Origin of the sequence: Chryseobacterium vaccae, assembly GCF_009602705.1 — a bacterium.
Taxonomy (GTDB): domain Bacteria; phylum Bacteroidota; class Bacteroidia; order Flavobacteriales; family Weeksellaceae; genus Chryseobacterium; species Chryseobacterium vaccae.
Window position 1 is genome coordinate 3,355,126 of record NZ_VSWH01000001.1, and the last position, 18,171, is coordinate 3,373,296.

The window sequence follows — 18,171 nt, forward strand, 5'->3', positions numbered from 1 at the left end:
AAATTAATTTGATTTTAAATAACGAAGAAACCATAAGCTTCTGTCCTGCCTTTAAAAAATAAAACTCAGGAAATTTTTTCCTGAGTCTTGTAAATTTAACGTTAATATGCTGAAAAACGACCTTCATAAACGCCTTTAAAATCGATTTTCTATCTTTTTTCGATAATGTATATCAAACTGGAATATTCGTTCGAAAAAAGTGCCTTTACGTTCGAAATTGTTCCGTAAATAGTCGCTTTAAACCAAAATAGAGGTGATTTTTTATATTTTTCGCTTAACATAGAGATGTAATATGAGTCCAGTATCAAAGGTTTGATCTTCCTCATTTTCCAATCCGGATTTTTAGAAATTAAATTTTCCATTCCATTTTTTGAGAAATGATAAATATGTCTGGGTACATCATAAGCTGCCCAATATTCTTTATAGTGTAAGGCGTCATAGGAAGTAGGATTGGGAACAGCAATAATAAGAAGTCCTTTGTCTTTTAATTTCCCATGGAAAATTCTGAGCATCTCATCCTGATTTTCGATGTGTTCAAATACATGCCATAATGTAATTGCATCCAGGCTTTGATCTCCTATTTTTTGAATATCATCAATAATCGTTGTTTTTGTTATTTTTGCCGTGGCTGCTTTTCTTGCATCTGAATCTGGCTCATAACCGTAGGTCTCAAAATCGTCTTCAATATACTTTACAAATTCTCCGGCACCACATCCGTAATCCAGAACTTTGGCACCTTTATGTATTCTCTCTGCAAGGATATTTCTTTTGTAGTTTAAATTGAAAGACTGAAGAAATTTATATACCTTTTCTTTTAAGCTTCCTGAATCCTGATGATGGGAAATATAATCTTCGCTTTCATAATATCTGGAAATATTGGATGGGATAGGGGTGGTTTTAAAAACACCTTTTGTATCTGTTTCCTTAATCTCAAAAATTTCCTGTGAAAGAAAATGATCTTTTATTTTCATTAAACTCTATCTTTTTATATTAAAAATTAAGATATCTATAAGTTTTAGCTAAGCTCATAAATACCTTAATTTTTGCTTTATTTTTAAAAATGTTTCACGTGAAACATTTTATAGTTAACGTCCTAAATAGACCAGCAAAACGTTGATATCAGCAGGGGAAACACCGCTGATTCTTCCTGCTTGTGCTATTGTTTTCGGTTTTACGTTGGTCATTTTCTGTTTTGCCTCTGCAGAAAGGCTTGAAAGCTTGGTATAATCAAAATCTTCAGGGATTTTAATATTTTCAAGACGGTTAAGTTTGGCAACATTTTCCTTTTCCTTTTCTATATACCCTTTGTACTTGATATTAATTTCAGCCTGCTCTCTTACTTCGTCATTGTATTGAGATGAGAATTCTTTGATGGCTTCAATTTCATCCAGCTTTTCTAAAGTCATATTAGGTCTGGTGAGGATCTGTGCAGCTCTGTATGCCTGATCTACAGGACTGCTTTCTATAGATTGCAGAATAGGGTTGATTATTCCTGGTTTTAAAGAAGTTTCGCGTAGAAACTCTTCAAGTTTTTGACTTTCAGATAGTTTTGTTTCTACTTTTCTTAATCTGTCTTCTTTGGCAAGGCCTAAATGGTATGCTTTCTCCGTTAATCTGATATCTGCATTGTCCTGTCTTAAAAGAAGTCTGTATTCGGCACGTGAAGTAAACATTCTGTAAGGTTCCTCAGTTCCCTTTGTAATAAGGTCGTCAATAAGAACGCCGATATAAGCTTCATCTCTGTTAAGAATGAATTCTCCTTTTTCGTGTACTTTATTGTGGGCATTGATGCCGGCGATTAAACCTTGTCCTGCTGCTTCCTCATATCCTGTTGTTCCGTTGATCTGTCCTGCAAAATATAAATTGTCGATCAGTTTTGTTTCTAACGTATGCTTTAGCTGGGTAGGAGGGAAGTAGTCATATTCAATGGCATAGCCCGGACGGAAAACTTTTACATTTTCAAATCCCGGTATATGTTTCATTGCTTTGATCTGTACATCTTCCGGAAGAGAAGAGCTGAATCCGTTTACGTAAATTTCTACGGTCTTCCATCCTTCGGGTTCTACGAAAAGCTGGTGTCTGTTTCTTTCTGCGAAACGGTTGATTTTATCTTCAATACTTGGACAGTATCTTGGCCCTAAACTTTGAATGGTTCCATTGAACATTGGACTCCTGTCAAAACCTTCTCTTAAAATATCGTGTACTGTTTCATTAGTATATACGATATGGCAGCTTAGTTGTTTTGTTAATTTCGGAGTATCAAGATAGCTGAACTTTTGCGGATTTTGATCTCCTTTCTGTTCTTCCATTTTTGAATAATCCAAACTTCTTCCGTCTACTCTCGGTGGAGTACCGGTTTTCATTCTTCCTGCTTCAAATCCTAAAGATACCAATTGTTCTGTGATTCCGAATGCTCTTGGTTCACCCATTCTTCCTCCGCCTAATTGTTTATCTCCAACGTGAATTAATCCATTAAGGAAAGTTCCATTAGTTAGAACTACAGATTTTGCTTTAATCTCAATTCCCAAAGAAGTAACAACTCCGGTTACTTTATTATTTTCAACAATAAGCTGTTTTACCATATCCTGAAAGAAATCAAGATTGGGTGTATTTTCTAAAGCGAGTCTCCATTCTTCAGCAAAAAGCATTCTGTCATTTTGAGTTCTTGGTGACCACATTGCGGGACCTTTTGAAAGGTTCAGCATTTTAAATTGTATGGCAGATTTATCTGCTACGATTCCGGAGTATCCTCCCATCGCATCAATTTCACGGACGATCTGTCCTTTCGCAATTCCACCCATTGCCGGGTTGCAACTCATCTGTCCGATGGTCTGCATATTCATGGTAACAAGTAGGGTCTTTGAACCTAAATTGGCTGCCGCTGCTGCTGCTTCACAACCTGCATGTCCGGCACCTACTACGATTACATCATATGTTTCTGAAATCATTTTGTTATGCTTGTTTTAAGCCTTTTAATTTTAATATTTCGCGAATGTTTCACGTGAAACATTTTCGGAAAATGCACTGTAGATGATTTCTTATTGTGCTTATAATTGAATGAGTTAGGAATCGGGCTTTAAGTGATTCTTCAATTTCTAACCCTTTAAATTATAGTATTTGTTCAAATAGAAATCTTCTTTTCTACGCATCTCTTTTTCCTCTTCTTCAGTCTTGTCTTTGTATCCTGCAAGGTGTAAAATTCCATGAGCTAAGACCCTTCTTACTTCTTCTTCATAATCTCTGGATAGAGTAGAAGCATTATCCGAAACGCGCTGCAAAGATACAAAAATCTCACCGCTTATTGTTTTGCCTTTTACATAATCAAAAGTGATGATATCGGTATAATAATCATGCTGTAAATAATCTTGATTAATCTTAAGAAGGTATTCATCATCACAGAAAATGTAACTGATTTCACCTAGTTTTTTTTCTTCTGAAAGAATAATATCTTCCAGCCATTGCTGGTAATCTGTAGCTACAGATTCCGGTAAGTTTTCGTAAAAGAATTGTATCATTGTATTAAAACCAGTGTCCTAATATAACACTGAATATGCCTTTTTGATTATTTTTTAATGAATGGCTAAAGTTTATTTTAATCTGCCCGAAAGGAGATTTATATCCGGCTGTTAGCCCAAGTGAGCTGAAATTTACCTTGGCTGCATCTTCAAAACTTATATCGTTGGAAAGATTGGCAAAGCTGAAATTTCCGCTTAGAAAATAGTTTTTATTGAATTTAAACTGAACATCGTTTGAAACCAATATCACATTGTTAGCATTCAGTTGGGCAAAGTAGAAGCCTCCGAAGCTTTTAAAATTAACCAGATTCTGTTCAAAAATTCCACCCAGTCTGTACTGGTAAAATTCCGGAAGATCATCACCAAGGGTAATTCCACCGTATAAATTCAGGCGGTAAGAGAACTGCTTAGACAGAGGAATATTCAGTCTGATATCTGCCTTTATCTGGATCACTCTTTTTTCTACTTCAGATTTGAGGAGATCAATTACTTTTCCTTCTGTATTAATATAAATACCTCTGGAAGGAAAATCTTTATCATTTTGAGTATCACTCTTTAAAAATACATATGGATTCAGAAAACGCATATACCGCTTATTTAAGCCGTTTATTTCTGCTCCGAAATAGTCATGGCTGATTCCGCCTCCGATCGCAAATTTATCCTTCCAGACAGACTGTATAAAGGCTTCATTTCGGAACCATTCCCATTTATCCACTACATTATTATCTAAGTTCTTTAAATCAATCGTCATTCCGGAAGAATAAATTCCGAAACCGGGAATATATCCATTATCAATAAAGTAATTAAGATAATATCTTGGTTTATCTCCTACAACTACATCCAGTGAAAGATTAGAGTTTTTGGTTAAAAGCCTCTTTGCGGAGTAATTTAAAAGAAGTCCGGTCTTGAATATTTCATCATAATGAAGACCTACCTTTAAAAAATGACGGGCTTCATCTTCTGTTACGTAGAGCTTGAGATAGCTTGCATCATTTTCAGAAATGATATCGTAGTTGATAAACTTGTAATTATTGGTGGCAACCAGTCTGTCTATTTTTTTATTTATACTTCCATAAGTTTGCAGAGAGGGGAGGCGAAGACCCATTTTTCCCAAAACATAGTTTTTACCGTAAATACGTCCTCCATCTAAAGCGATACTGTCAATCTTATACACATTGGAGTAGATTGGATTGATGCGTTGTCTGAGACGGTCAAACTGCCGTTTCGGAAGCTGGTCCAGTATTGAGGTATATTTCATCCCTTCCGCATACCCGCTGTCAAGAATTTTTTTCTTGTCATCATAGCTGGTTGCGGACATTCCTTTCAGATTAGGTTTGATATTGATGTCTGTATATTTATATTGTCTTTTCGTATCTCTTTTAATTCCGAAATCAATTACCTGGTTCAGAATTGAAATAATATTGCTTAAATCCTCTCTTTTTGAAAGATCCTGGTTAAGGTCCACCCCGATGACGATATCGATTCCTTTGTCCTTTAAAGGCTTTGAGGGATAATTAACCGTCATAGCACCATCAATATAAATACTGTCGCTAATTTTTACAGGGTCCATCAGAGAAGGAAAAGCAGAACTCGCCATAATAGACTGTACGAGATCTCCTTTTTCAAAGATCTGCATATTGCCGCTTTCCAGATTGGTGGCTACACACATAAAAGGAATGGGAAGCTTCGAAAAGTCGTCGATATTGGAAACATTCTTGAATAATTCTTTAAGAAGATAAACATTCCTCTGCCCAGTGCTGATGGAAGAAGGCAGTGACATTTTTCCGTTCTTTAATGGAATGGATAAAAGATACTTGTCTACTGATTTGTTGAAAAAAGAAGATTCCTGTCTGGATTTCGGATCCATAATTAAAGAATAGAAGTCTGTGTCCATGACAATTTTTTCTATTTCCTTTCCCGAATAACCTGAAGCATACAAACCACCTACAATGGCTCCCATACTGGTTCCGGCAATATAATCCACTTTTACTCCTAGGGAATCTAATACTTTCAGTACTCCGACATGTGAAAAACCTTTGGCTCCTCCGCCCGCAAGCGAAAGACCTATTCTGGGATTTTTCGGAATGACCAGATCCTTTTTTACCTGGGACTGGATCATTAGTAAAGGGAATATGAAAAATAGAAACAGGAGTTTTCTCATAACTAATCTTTTATATAAATCCGTTTCACCCGGGGTGAAATGGATGTTAGTACTTCATAGGTTATCGTTTTGCAGTAGCCTGCAAATTCTTTTAAGCTGGGCTGCGCATTAAAGATAGTAACTTTATCGCCTTCTTTTACATTCGGGATATGATCTACGTTTATCATCATCATATCCATACAGATATTTCCAACAATAGGAGCCAGTGCTTTGTTTACACCCAGGCTTCCTACCTGATTTCCTATCATTCGGGGAATTCCATCTGCATATCCTACAGGAATTGTTGCGATCTTTGCAGCATGATCTGGTTTGTATTTTCTGCTGTAACCAACTGATTCTCCGTTTTCTACAGTTGAAATCTGAGAAATAACGGTTTTAAAGCTGACAACAGACTGTAATTGTTTTTGTATTTCACTACTTGGTGATTCTCCAAGCATTCCTATTCCGATCCTCACCATATCATACTGATGGTTGGTATAACTTGTTATTCCAGAAGAATTCAGGATGTGGCGAAGGGGGGCATACCCTAGTTTTTCAATTAAATAAGCAGAATTTTTGTCGAAAACTTCCAGCTGCTTTAATGTAAATTCTTTTTCTTCGGGCATGTCTGAAGAAGAAAGATGGCTGAAGATACTCTGAACCTTCAGGTTTTTATTACTTAAAGCTTCACCTAACTGATCCAGTTCAAAATCTTTGAAACCAAGTCTGTGCATTCCGGTTTCCAGTTTAATATGAATTGGATATTTTTTGTCGTATCCTGATTTTTGTACGGTATCGTAAAACAGTTCCAAAACTCTGAAACTGTAAATTTCAGGTTCCAGATTATATTCAATGATGGCATCATAGCTGTGTTGCTCAGGATTCATCACAATAATAGGGGTGGTAATCCCTTTTTTGCGAAGTTCAACGCCTTCGTCAGCAAATGCTACCCCTAAATAATCAATATGATGATGCTGTAAAAATTCTGAAATTTCATAGCTTCCCAATCCGTAAGCGTTGGCTTTTACCATAGCCATCATTTTGGTTCCCGGCTTCAGCAGGGATTTATGATAGTTGATATTATGAAGAATAGCATTCAGATTGATTTCCAGGACCGTATCATGTTTTCTGAGTTCAAGAATATCTTTAAGCTTCTCAATTTCAAATTTTCTGGCTCCTTTCAGCAGGATGATCTGGTTTTCAATTTCAGTAAGATGCTTACTGTCAATTAATTCCTGAGTGCTGATGAAAGTATACGTTTTAGATTTAAACAATTCTTTGAATTTTGATATTTTGTCTCCGATCAGGAATACAGAATCAAACTGCTGTTCATTCACGAGTTCGGAAACTTCTTCGTAGAGTTCTTTAGAATTGGAATTAACCCCGACAATATCTGTCAGAACCAATGATTTTTTAGATTTATTATATTCCTTCAGAAACTGAAGAGCTGTTTTCAGAGAATCCAGATCAAGGTTAAAAGAATCATTGATGACAATATTGTTTTTAATTCCCTCAATTGCTTCAAGACGCATTTCTACGGCTTTTAAAGTATTGATCTTTTCTATGATTTTCTGATTGTCGATATGAAGTTCTTTCAGAACTGTAACAAGGGCAAGAGCATTTGTTAAGGTAGCTTCGTCTCGTTGGTGAACAGGGAAGGAGATCTCTTCATCAAAATATTTCACAATGATTTTTTCATCTTTTGAAGGATAATTTTTGATGGAAACCTGATTGTTTTCTTTAAGACCGTAGGAAATTAATTTTCTGCTTGAATATAATTCTTTTATCTTTTTGTCTACCAAAGAATTGTCTCCGTTATAAATAATAACTTCAGAATGTCTGAAAAGGATGATCTTTTCATCAATCAGTTCTTCTTCAGAATTAAAATTGGCTGCGTGAGCCGTTCCGATGTGAGTAAGCAGTCCGATTTGAGGATGGAAGATATTCTCCAGTTTCTCCATTTCATGCGGGTGGGAAATCCCTGCTTCAAAAATTCCCAGTTGATGAGAACTGTTGATTTGCAGCAACGATAGAGGAAGGCCAATCTGAGAGTTAAAGCTCTTCGGGCTTTTCACAGTTGGAAATTCATTCCACAAGCACTGATAAAGCCATTCTTTTAAAATGGTTTTTCCATTGCTTCCGGTAATTCCTATAGATTTCAGTGCTGCATTTTCAAAATGATATTTAGCTAATTTCTGAAGAAAATCCACGGCATTTTCAACAATGATCCATGTTACATTTTCAAACTGCGGATAATGATGTTCTGAGATAATGATATCAATTCCCCTGTCAATAGCAGCTTCAATAAATTTTTCTCCCGAGTTTTTATGCGTATTTACTGCAATAAATGCGGTATTCTTTGTTGAATAGATGATTCTGCTGTCAAAAGCTATGTTTTTTACTTCCAGATCCTTATCACCAATCGTTTGCGAATTGGTAGTGGCTGCAATTTGTTGTACTGTATAGTTCATTGATACCCCTTCTGCTTTATATTTTAGTTGGAACTGCAAAAAGGCAAAATTGCAAAAGTTTAAAATCTATCTGTTTTACTTTGCAACATTACAGTTTTACTTTTCCGTTTTCCATTTATTATTATTCTATTTAATGAATCTGTAGATCCCTTTAAAGTTACTTTCTCTTCAAAAGCACTTCATCAATAAAAACCCTGCGGCTTACGGCTTCATAGCTCTCTGTTTCTCCCAGTTCCACAAGGTCATTGCCCTGTGAGGTTCTCATGGAATAATTGGCCAGGTTGCCTGTTCTCTTGCAAATAGCATGCACTTTTGTAACATATTCGGCGGTAGCCATCAAATTAGGCATCGGCCCGAATGGGCGCCCCAGAAAATCCATATCCAGTCCTGCAACCACTACTCTTATCCCGCTGTTGGCAAGTTCGTTGGCAATATCTACAATGCTTTCATCAAAAAACTGGGCTTCATCAATACCTACTACATCACAGTTGGAAGCCAGAAGGAGAATTTCATTGGGATTTTCTACTGCTGTACTGCGGATTTTATTGTGATTATGGGAAACAACATCCTCATCAGAATACCGTGTATCCAGTTTGGGTTTAAAAATCTCTACATTCTGTCCCGCCATCTCTGCTCTCCTCAGTCTTCGGATCAACTCTTCGGTTTTTCCGGAAAACATAGAGCCGCAGATAACTTCCATCCAACCACTTTGTTTGGAATGATTAATTGTATTTTCTAAAAACATTTGTTAAATTAGCCGTATATTTTTAAGATCAAAAGTAAGCAATTTTAACAAGATTCTTAATATGCAGAACATCCAAGATTTAAAGGAAAAAATTTTTTTTGAATCCAAGAATATCATTGATATTTTGGACAAAATAAATAACGTAGACGAATTACTTTCCAAGCAGGATCTTGTAGATGAGCTTGCCAACAGGATTTCTTTTCTACGGCTTCTGGAAAAAAATATTGATTATTTCATACCGGATCATTCCGGCCAAACCTCAGAAAATCACTACCATTCTTTTGCTTCCGGTGAACAGGAAACGCAGGATTCCGGTAATGAGGTTACAGAGGAAGAAGCTATTTTCAATAATGAACTGAATGAAATAGATGAGTTTGAAAATGAAAATTTTGCCAGCGAGTCAGCTGATGAAGAAGGTGTTTTTAATAGCCAGATTGAAGAGATTACTGAAAATGAATTTCATGAAAATATCATCAGTTTTGTAGAAGAAAATACAGATTCTACCCAGGAAAATTCCGAAAATGGAATAACGGATGAAGAAGCCATTTTCAGTAGACAGCTGAACGAAATTGATGAGAATGAAACCTCTGAGAAAAAAGAGATTATTTTCAGTTTCGTAGATGAAGAAAGAATTCTTGCGGATGCAGAACCTGATGATGAAGAAGATATCAGCGAAGATCTTTTTACCGATAAAACAACAGAAGAGGAAGCAGTTTTCAATAATCAGTTAAATGAAATTGATGAATCTGAAAATGAAGAAGAGAAAATCACTAAAACTGCCGTCAGAGATACTCCGGAGCGAATAGAGATCATTCCAAGTATTTTTGATACAGAAACGCTGGATGATGAAATATTAATTGAAGAAACAGAAGAATTCATGAATTCTGATATGATAATGGAGCAGGGAGAAATGGGAAGTGATGTTTCTAATGTAGAGAATATTCTCAGCGAAATAAAAAATGATCTTCCTGCAGAAGAAAAAAGTACAGAAACTGAAGTTGGCGAAGTTCATGACAGAAGGAAAATTGTAGAAATAGACAAACATGCTCAGGAAAACGATACCGAAAGGCATGCCTCCGATGAAAGCTTTGAAGATCTGGATGCCTATCATGAAGAAAAGAAGATCCGTCTGGCCAATATAAAAGGGCTGAAGGCGGTACAATCTCTTTTTGATGATGATCCTTTAGAAAGAGATATACCTAAGGAAAAACCACCGGTTCTTTCAGAAAGAGAGGACTTGGGAAGTATCCTGAAAACCAATATTCCAACCCACCTGATGGAAGCAGAAAAAACAAAACCTGAATTTAAACTTGATTTAAATGACCGGATTGCTTTTTCGAAAATGCTCTTCGGAGGAAGCCAGACTGACCTTAATGATACGGTGGCCCAGCTAAATCACTTCAAAAATCTGGAAGAGGCTAAAGAATACCTGAGCGACCTGTATTATGAAAGAAAATGGAGCAAGGTGGATGAATACGCCCAAAGGCTCTGGATATTGGTAGAAAATAAATTCTTATAATTTTAAATTTTGAGCGGAATCCTATATTTTGTTCCTACCCCCGTAGGAAATCTTGAAGACATGACCTTCAGGGCTGTAAATGTCCTTAAGGAAGTTGATTATATTTTGTGTGAAGACACCAGAACATCCGGAATACTTTTGAAGCATTTCGAGATCTCTAAACCTTTGAAATCTTATCATCTGCATAATGAGCATCAGGCCACTGAAAAAGTGATTACTGATCTTAAAAACGGGCAGAATATCGCTATTATTACGGATGCGGGAACTCCCGGAATTTCAGATCCCGGTTATCTTCTTGCAAAAGCGGGAGCAGATAATGATATTGAAATGATCTGCCTTCCCGGAGCTACAGCACTGATCCCGGCATTAGTTGTTTCAGGTCTTCCAAATAATGAGTTTCTGTTTGCAGGATTTCTTCCGCAAAAAAAAGGAAGACAGACCAAGCTGAAACAGCTGGCCGAAGAGAAAAAAACCATTGTCCTGTACGAAAGCCCGCATAAGATCAATACCACATTGGAGCAGATCAAAGAATTCTTCGGTGAAGAAACCAAAGCAAGCCTGAGCCGGGAAATCTCTAAAAAATTCGAAGAGACTAAACGCGGAACGATCAATGAATTAATTGAATTTTCCAAAAGTAAAACTTTAAAAGGGGAGATCGTTCTTATTGTCAATAATTCCATTTAATTTCATTGAAAAAATTAGTTTTTGTATGCTGTACATCGTTATGTATGGCACAGACCACTCAGTACACTAAAATCCTTTTATCAAAAAAGACAGGAAAAGAAGTGACTTCCTATTCCGGAGGCTATGGGACGGCTTATGATTTTAAAACCAGGTCTCAAAGTATCGTCGATTCCTTAGGTAATATTACGTTTGAAACTTCTCCTAAAGAAAGGGTTTCACATATTGTAAAAAACAGGTTTATCCTCACTTCCGAAGAATCCGCCCGTGTAGTTGAATCAGCGGTTATCGATGAAAAAGGAAACAGGATGATCCCATCTGATAACCAGAGTTTCAATATGCCATGGCTCAGCAATGAATGGATCATATCCTCAAAGCAAGGTAAAGATGCCGTTTACGATTATAACGGAAAACAGATCATTCCTTATTCGGACAGGATAAGGCTTGCAGGAAAGAAACGGTTTTTCGTTTTGAAGGAGAATCAATGGTTTCTATATGATTTCCGGGGAAAGCAAATGAGCAGCAGAGGCTTTAAAAAAGACTATGATTTTGAAGGTGAAAGAGCACTGATCATCAATGAAAACGGACAGAGTGAAATCATTGGAACAGAAGGACAGACCCTTCATCAGTTTTCTAAGCAAATAGTTAATATCCATTCCTATCCTTATCTTATTACAAAAAAACAGTCAACCGGAAAATATGGTATCATAGACACCGAAGAAAATATCCTTGCAAAAGAAATCTTTGATGGTGCTGTACCAGAATATTTCAGTGGCCAAAACTATATTTATCTGAAGAAAAAAGGGAAAACAACTGTTTTTAACAAGAAGGAAAAGAAGTTATATCCTAACAATTTTAAAGATCTGGTTCCTTTATCCAAAGATCTTTTCAGCTTTTACAGCAATTCTGCAAAAAAAACAGGAGTTGTCAATCTGTCGGGAGAAACAGTAGTCGCGCCGGAATACGATTTTGTAAAAAGTTTTAAGATTTCAGGAAAAGATTTTATTTATCTTAAAAAAGAAAAAGAAGAAAAGCTTCTGAATAAGGATCTGCAGAACATTCTGGATGCAAATACCCAGGTCATTGCTTTTTATCCAGATTTTCTGATCATTAAAAAAGATAGTGTTTATTACACATTTTCAGTTTCAAACAGGTCTTTAACTGTGCTGAAAGATATTGTTTTCATTAAAGAACAGGAACCCGATTTTTATAATATCCTGAACCTGTATTCAAAACCGGCAGTTTGTAAAAATAGCAGTAATTTATATGGCATCCTCAACGAAAACGGCAAAGAAATTGTTCCTTTCACCTATGATGATATTGTGGTATTTGAAAATTCTGAAAATGAAATTATCGTAAAAAAAGACGGCAAATATGGAGTAATTAACTTTCAGAATGAACCTCTGAAAGAAATTGTATACGATAAATACGTTTGGCAGAAAGAAGTTCTGAAGCTTGATAAAGACAGGAAAACAGACGTTATTTATTTCACCAGATTTAAGAACATCGGCAGCAGTCTTTAGTAATATGATAAAAAACAGCGAAAAAAAATAAGTAATTTGATGATTTGGAATGCATTGAATAACAATTTATAATATCTTTGCGCACTGTTTAATCCATATAAAATTAAATATACTATATTGCCGTTTTCCAGAAACGGAATAATTGTAAGAATATAATTGTCAAGAGATATGAAACTATTAGAAGGAAAAGTAGCGCTAATTACAGGAGCTACAAGAGGAATCGGAAAAGCAATCGCTGAAATGTACGCTAACCAGGGTGCAAAAGTAGCTTTTACTTATGCCGGCTCTGTAGACAAAGCTAAAGAATTAGAAGCAGCTTTAAGTTCTGTAACCCAGATTAAAGGATACCAGTCCGATGCATCAGATTATGATGCTGCTCAAAAACTGATTGATGATGTAATGGAGGAGTTCGGAAAAATTGATATTTTAATCAACAATGCAGGGATTACAAAAGATAATCTTCTGCTGAGAATGTCTAAAGAAGACTGGGACGTAATCATGAGAGTAAATCTGGATTCTGTGTTCAACCTTACTAAAGCGGTGATTAAACCGATGATGAAGGCTAAATCAGGATCTATCATCAATATGACTTCGGTTGTTGGAATAAGCGGAAACGCAGGACAATCGAACTACGCAGCTTCTAAAGCTGGGGTTATTGGATTTACAAAGTCTATTGCAGTAGAATTAGGCTCAAGAAACATCAGATGCAACGCTGTCGCTCCAGGATTCATTGAAACTGAAATGACTGCCGTTCTGGATGAAAAAGTAATCCAGGGATGGAAAGATCAGATCCCGGCAAAAAGACTTGGACAAACCGAGGATGTTGCCAATGCATGTGTTTTCTTAGGAAGTGATATGGCTTCTTACATTACAGGACAGACATTGCAGGTAGACGGAGGAATGTTAACTTAATAGATAACAAAAAACGATAAAAAAGCCAGATCTTTACGATCTGGCTTTTGTTTATTTAATCTTTAAAGACTTGGTTTTCCTGCTCCTGTACCCTGATAAAAGTAGTTCTTTTAGAAAGCTCTTTAAGTTTTGATGCTCCTACATACGTACACGTAGAACGCACACCACCGAGAATATCCTTTACGGTTTCTGAAACCGGTCCTTTGTAAGCAGCTTTTACTGTTTTTCCTTCTGATGCACGGTATTCAGCAACACCACCAGAATGTTTATCCATTGCTGTTTTGGAACTCATTCCGTAAAACAGGCGGTATTTTTTTCCGTTTTCTTCAATGATCTCCCCGCCGCTTTCATCATGTCCGGCAAACATTCCGCCAAGCATCACAAAATCAGCACCGCCTCCGAAAGCTTTGGCTACATCTCCCGGAACCTTGCAGCCTCCGTCGGCAATAATATGACCTCCCAGTCCGTGGGCAGCATCAGAGCACTCAATGATTGCAGAAAGTTGTGGATAGCCTACCCCTGTTTTTACACGGGTGGTGCAAACCGAACCGGGGCCAATTCCTACTTTGATGATATCCGCTCCGGCCAGAAGAAGCTCTTCCACCATTTCTCCGGTTACTACATTACCTGCCATAATAATCTTATCCGGAAAATTAGCTCTTGCGCGCTTCACAAACTCCACAAAATGCTCAGAATAGCCATTCGCTACATCAATGCAGAGAAACTCAATTTTCGGGTGCTTTTCGATGATCGTTCTGAGTTTCTCTTCATCAGCCTTTCCGGTTCCTGTACTTAAAGCGATATACTGATGAATGCTATCAGGCTGGCTGTTAAGAAATGCACTCCATTCTTCAGGCGTATAATGTTTGTGCACTGCTGTGATGATTTTATCTTTAGCAAGTTCCAACGCCATTTCAAAAGTACCAACTGTATCCATATTGGCGGCAATCAGCGGAACACCGCTCCATTTTTTTTGAGTGTGTCTGAAGGTGAATTCCCTTTCCAGATCAACTTCCGAACGGGATTTTAAAGTTGAACGTTTGGGACGGAACATGACATCCTTGAACCCCAGTTTTATTTCATATTCTATACGCATCTGGTAATTATTTATCAGAATAAAGGTAGTGAATAATATGAAATGGTTTATTTTTGAACCTATGGATTTTCCTGTAACTTTTGAAATCTTCGGCCGTACGGTTCTTGCACATCCGCTTTTTGAAGCGGTAGGAATGTTCCTTGGGATGCGGTATTATTTTTATCTTAAAAGAAAATCCAGTGAGAAGCTTTCTTTCAATACCTCTGCTGCCGTATTGATAGGAGCCACAGCAGGAGCATTAATCGGTTCCAAACTCATCGGAAATCTGGAAAATCCGTACATTATTTTTGAAAACTTCAGCTTTACAAAATTCTGGTCTAATAATACGATCGTAGGAGGTCTTGCTTTCGGATTGATAGGGGTAGAGCTGGCTAAGAAAATAGTACATCATAAAGAAAGTACGGGAGATCTGATTGTTTTTCCGCTGATGCTGGCCATCATTATCGGAAGAATAGGCTGCTTCCTGACCGGAATTTATGAAGAAACCTATGGAATTCCTACCAGTTCTGTTTTTGGAATGCATCTGGGCGATCAATATCTCAGGCATCCTGTTGCCCTTTATGAAATTGCTTTTTTAATGATACTCTGGATTGTCTTAAAATATATTCAGACCCGGAATAAATTCGCTTCAGGATTTGTTTTTCAGTTATTTATGCTCAGCTATTTTACATTCCGGTTTTTCCTGGATTTTATTAAACCGAGAGCTGAGATCATCGGAAAACTTGGAACGATACAGCTGGTATGTATTTGTGTAATTATTTACTACATTTATACCATTAAAAATACCCAATCTCTCTATTTAAAATATTCAAAATGAAAAATTTAACAATTCTGGAAGCAGGAGGCCTGTTGGGTCTGGTGATTATGATCATCGGTTTGATCATTCTGGGAGCACTTTTGATTTCGCTGGTCATAACGGTTATCGTAAAGATGATCTATGAATCTAAGGATGAGAGAAAATTCAGTAAAAAACAGTTTATACAGACCATGCTGATCTGTCTTCTGATTTGTGGTCTTATCAGTGGATATATTTGTGGATGAGTATTTTAAAATTAAATTATGCCAGTAAGAAATTATACCTATTACGATTATACCATCAGCCTTTGCCCTGATTGCCTTAAAAGGGTAGGAGCCAAGATCATTATAGAGGATGAAGCCGTTTTCATGACGAAAAGATGCCCGGACCATGGGTTTTTCAAAACAAAAATTGCTTCAGATGTGCAATATTATAAAAACATAAGAAATTACAACAAAGCATCAGAAATGCCCGTGCATTTTGGAACGGATGTGGAATATGGATGTCCTTACGACTGCGGGTTGTGTGTAGATCACGAGCAGCACAGCTGTCTTTCTATTGTGGAAGTGACGGATCGGTGTAATCTAACCTGTCCTACGTGCTATGCTATGTCTTCTCCTCATTACGGAAGCCACAGAAGTCTGGAAGAAATTGAGGCCATGTTTGATACCATCGTGAAAAATGAAGGCGAGCCGGACGTGGTCCAGATCAGTGGGGGAGAACCCACCATTCATCCAGAGTTTTTTAAGATTATGGATATTGCCAAATCAAAGCCGATCAAACATCTGATGTTGAATACCAACGGAATAAGAATTGCCAATGATCCCGGATTTGCTGAAAAACTGGCATCTTATGCTCCTGAATTTGAAGTCTATCTCCAGTTTGATTCTTTTAAGCCGGAAGTGCTTGAAGATTTCAGAGGTAAAGACCTTAGCTCAGTCAGAATGAAGGCACTGGAAAAGCTGAATGAGCTTAACCTTTCCACCACCTTGGTGATTGTGCTCCAGAAAGGTAAAAATATTGATGAAATAGGGAAGATCATTGAATTTGCCCTAAAGCAGAAATGTGTAAGAGGAATTACTTTCCAGCCTGTAGAAATTGCAGGAAGAAACAGGGAAGATTCTGCTCATGAGAAGATTACCCTGACGGAAGTAAGACAGGAAATTCTCAACCAGTTTCCGCTTCTTAACGGGGATGATATTATTCCGGTTCCTTGTAATCCGGATGCTTTGGCAATGGGATATATTCTTAAGCTACAGGGAGAAATCATTCCTTTGACAAGATATATCAATCCTGCAGATCTCCTGAACAATGAATCCAGAAATACCATTGTCTACGAACAGGATCAGGGACTTCATATGCAGCTGCTGGATATCTTCAGTACAGGGATTTCTGTAGATAAAGTAAAACCTAAGGTGAACCAGTTACTGTGCTGTCTTCCTGAGGTATGTGCTCCGGATCTGGATTATGATAATCTATTCAGAATCATCATCATGAATTTTATGGATGCCCATGATTTTGATGTAAGAGCGGTAAAAAAATCATGCGTTCATATTGTAGATAAGAACCTGAAGCTGATTCCTTTTGAGACGATGAATCTTTTCTACAGAGATGAAAAGAAAGAATATCTGGAAGAACTCAGAAGGGAAGATAAAGTTTTATTTTAATAGAAAAGGGGCGGAAATTATTCTTTCACGCCCCTTAAATGTATTGTTTACCGGATATTGTCATATTCCGGCTATATAAATCAATTGAAATTCATTACCTCTTCCAATGTTTTCATATACTCATAAGCCGTAAGATCGAACTTCACCGGAACAATGGAGATATATCCGTTGGCTAATGCTGTTTCATCAGCATCTTCAGATTCATCCATATTGTTGAAATAACCAGTAAGCCAGTAGTATTTTTTTCCGTGTGGGTTTACCCTTTCGTCAAAGCTTTCTTCCCATTTGGCGTTAGCCTGTTTACAAACTTTAATTCCTTTGATTTCTTCTGCAGGAAGTTTCGGGATGTTAACGTTCAATACAATACCTTTCGGCATGGGGTTTTCCAGTGTTCTTTTTACAATATTCTGAATAAACTCCTTAGCTTGAGTAAAATCAGCTTCCCAGCTGAAATCCAGCAAAGAAAATCCAATAGCAGGAATTCCTTCCACTCCGGCTTCTACAGCCGCAGACATGGTTCCTGAATAAATCACATTGATTGAAGAATTAGCCCCGTGGTTGATTCCTGAAACGACAATATCCGGTCTTCTTTTCAGGATCTTGTCAAGAGCCATTTTTACACAATCTACAGGCGTTCCGCTGCATGAATAATCAGTCTGCGGCCCGTCAAGGGTTACTTCTTCGTAGCTTAACGTAGAATTGATTGTAATAGCGTGGCCTTTTCCACTTTGAGGAGAGTTAGGTGCAACAACAATAACTTCCCCTATTTCGTTCATAAAATTTATAAGATTTCTGATTCCTGGTGCGGTAATTCCATCATCATTAGTAACCAGAATAAGTGGTCTTTCCATAAAAAAATTGATTTTAACAAATAGTGCAATTTAACTTTCTTTTATTCTGAGAATAAGAAAATTAATTTACCTCAAAAGTAGATAAAAGTTTTCAAAAATAAACGGTGTTCTTACCAAAATTGAATAGAATTGATGTCCTGAATATAAGATAAAGGACAGACATTTTATAAAACAGATTGTTTTTGTAGTAATCTTTTCAGATGATCGATTTTTTAAAATAATATTTTATCGTATTTTGTAAAAATTATAATAAAA

General features: G+C 36.9%; 15 protein-coding genes. 7 read left to right on the top strand and 8 right to left on the bottom strand.

Annotation, left to right across the window (positions count from 1 at the left end):
• Nucleotides 1-149: 149 nt before the first annotated feature.
• The 6 genes from FW768_RS15265 to FW768_RS15290 form a co-directional block, all read right to left on the bottom strand.
• Nucleotides 150-971 (bottom strand): class I SAM-dependent methyltransferase, encoded by an 822-nt coding sequence (locus tag FW768_RS15265; protein ID WP_153396842.1) that lies wholly within the window; start codon nt 969-971, stop codon nt 150-152.
• Between the two features lie 114 nt (nt 972-1,085).
• Nucleotides 1,086-2,948, bottom strand: coding sequence for a tRNA uridine-5-carboxymethylaminomethyl(34) synthesis enzyme MnmG (gene mnmG, locus FW768_RS15270; RefSeq protein WP_153396844.1), 1,863 nt, complete (start codon nt 2,946-2,948; stop codon nt 1,086-1,088).
• Between the two features lie 147 nt (nt 2,949-3,095).
• Entirely contained in the window at nt 3,096-3,515 is a 420-nt protein-coding gene (gene ybeY, locus FW768_RS15275) for an rRNA maturation RNase YbeY (protein WP_153396846.1), read from the bottom strand.
• Between the two features lie 4 nt (nt 3,516-3,519).
• The gene (locus FW768_RS15280; RefSeq protein WP_153396847.1) at nt 3,520-5,676 is read right to left on the bottom strand and encodes a patatin-like phospholipase family protein; all 2,157 of its coding nucleotides are present in this window, start codon (nt 5,674-5,676) and stop codon (nt 3,520-3,522) included.
• A 2-nt stretch (nt 5,677-5,678) separates the two neighbouring features.
• A complete protein-coding gene (locus tag FW768_RS15285) occupies nt 5,679-8,126 on the bottom strand; it encodes a bifunctional UDP-N-acetylmuramoyl-tripeptide:D-alanyl-D-alanine ligase/alanine racemase (protein ID WP_153396849.1) in 2,448 nt (815 codons plus the stop codon).
• A 157-nt stretch (nt 8,127-8,283) separates the two neighbouring features.
• On the bottom strand, nt 8,284-8,871 hold the full coding sequence (locus FW768_RS15290) for a thymidine kinase (RefSeq protein ID WP_153396851.1): 588 nt from the start codon (nt 8,869-8,871) through the stop codon (nt 8,284-8,286).
• A 61-nt stretch (nt 8,872-8,932) separates the two neighbouring features.
• On the opposite strand from FW768_RS15290, the gene FW768_RS15295 reads away from it, so the two are divergent.
• The 4 genes from FW768_RS15295 to fabG all read left to right on the top strand — a co-directional run bounded on the left by FW768_RS15295 (nt 8,933) and on the right by fabG (nt 13,506).
• Nucleotides 8,933-10,390: a hypothetical protein gene (locus FW768_RS15295; protein ID WP_153396853.1), complete on the top strand. Its 1,458-nt coding sequence runs from the start codon at nt 8,933-8,935 to the stop codon at nt 10,388-10,390.
• A 9-nt stretch (nt 10,391-10,399) separates the two neighbouring features.
• Complete coding sequence (gene rsmI, locus FW768_RS15300) at nt 10,400-11,074, top strand: 16S rRNA (cytidine(1402)-2'-O)-methyltransferase (RefSeq protein ID WP_153396855.1); 675 nt, start codon at nt 10,400-10,402, stop codon at nt 11,072-11,074.
• Nucleotides 11,075-11,118: 44 nt separating this feature from the next.
• Nucleotides 11,119-12,594: a WG repeat-containing protein gene (locus tag FW768_RS15305; RefSeq protein WP_153396857.1), complete on the top strand. Its 1,476-nt coding sequence runs from the start codon at nt 11,119-11,121 to the stop codon at nt 12,592-12,594.
• Between the two features lie 168 nt (nt 12,595-12,762).
• A complete protein-coding gene (gene fabG / locus FW768_RS15310; RefSeq protein WP_153396859.1) occupies nt 12,763-13,506 on the top strand; it encodes a 3-oxoacyl-[acyl-carrier-protein] reductase in 744 nt (247 codons plus the stop codon).
• Nucleotides 13,507-13,561: 55 nt separating this feature from the next.
• Here the strand turns inward: fabG and FW768_RS15315 are convergent, their stop codons facing one another.
• On the bottom strand, nt 13,562-14,602 hold the full coding sequence (locus FW768_RS15315) for a GMP reductase (protein ID WP_153396861.1): 1,041 nt from the start codon (nt 14,600-14,602) through the stop codon (nt 13,562-13,564).
• A gap of 37 nt (nt 14,603-14,639) precedes the next feature.
• On the opposite strand from FW768_RS15315, the gene FW768_RS15320 reads away from it, so the two are divergent.
• From FW768_RS15320 to FW768_RS15330, 3 genes are read left to right on the top strand one after another with little or no spacing between them, the layout of a single operon-like run.
• Nucleotides 14,640-15,419, top strand: coding sequence for a prolipoprotein diacylglyceryl transferase (locus FW768_RS15320; RefSeq protein ID WP_231128700.1), 780 nt, complete (start codon nt 14,640-14,642; stop codon nt 15,417-15,419).
• Nucleotides 15,416-15,643, top strand: a complete 228-nt coding sequence (locus FW768_RS15325; RefSeq protein ID WP_153396863.1) for a hypothetical protein — start codon at nt 15,416-15,418, stop codon at nt 15,641-15,643. Before FW768_RS15320 ends, FW768_RS15325 begins: the two co-directional genes overlap by 4 nt.
• Nucleotides 15,644-15,661: 18 nt before the next feature.
• Entirely contained in the window at nt 15,662-17,065 is a 1,404-nt protein-coding gene (locus FW768_RS15330; RefSeq protein ID WP_153396865.1) for a radical SAM protein, read from the top strand.
• An 80-nt stretch (nt 17,066-17,145) separates the two neighbouring features.
• Here FW768_RS15330 and surE read toward each other — a convergent pair whose 3' ends face one another.
• Complete coding sequence (surE, locus tag FW768_RS15335) at nt 17,146-17,916, bottom strand: 5'/3'-nucleotidase SurE (protein ID WP_153396867.1); 771 nt, start codon at nt 17,914-17,916, stop codon at nt 17,146-17,148.
• Between the last annotated feature and the right edge of the window lie 255 nt (nt 17,917-18,171).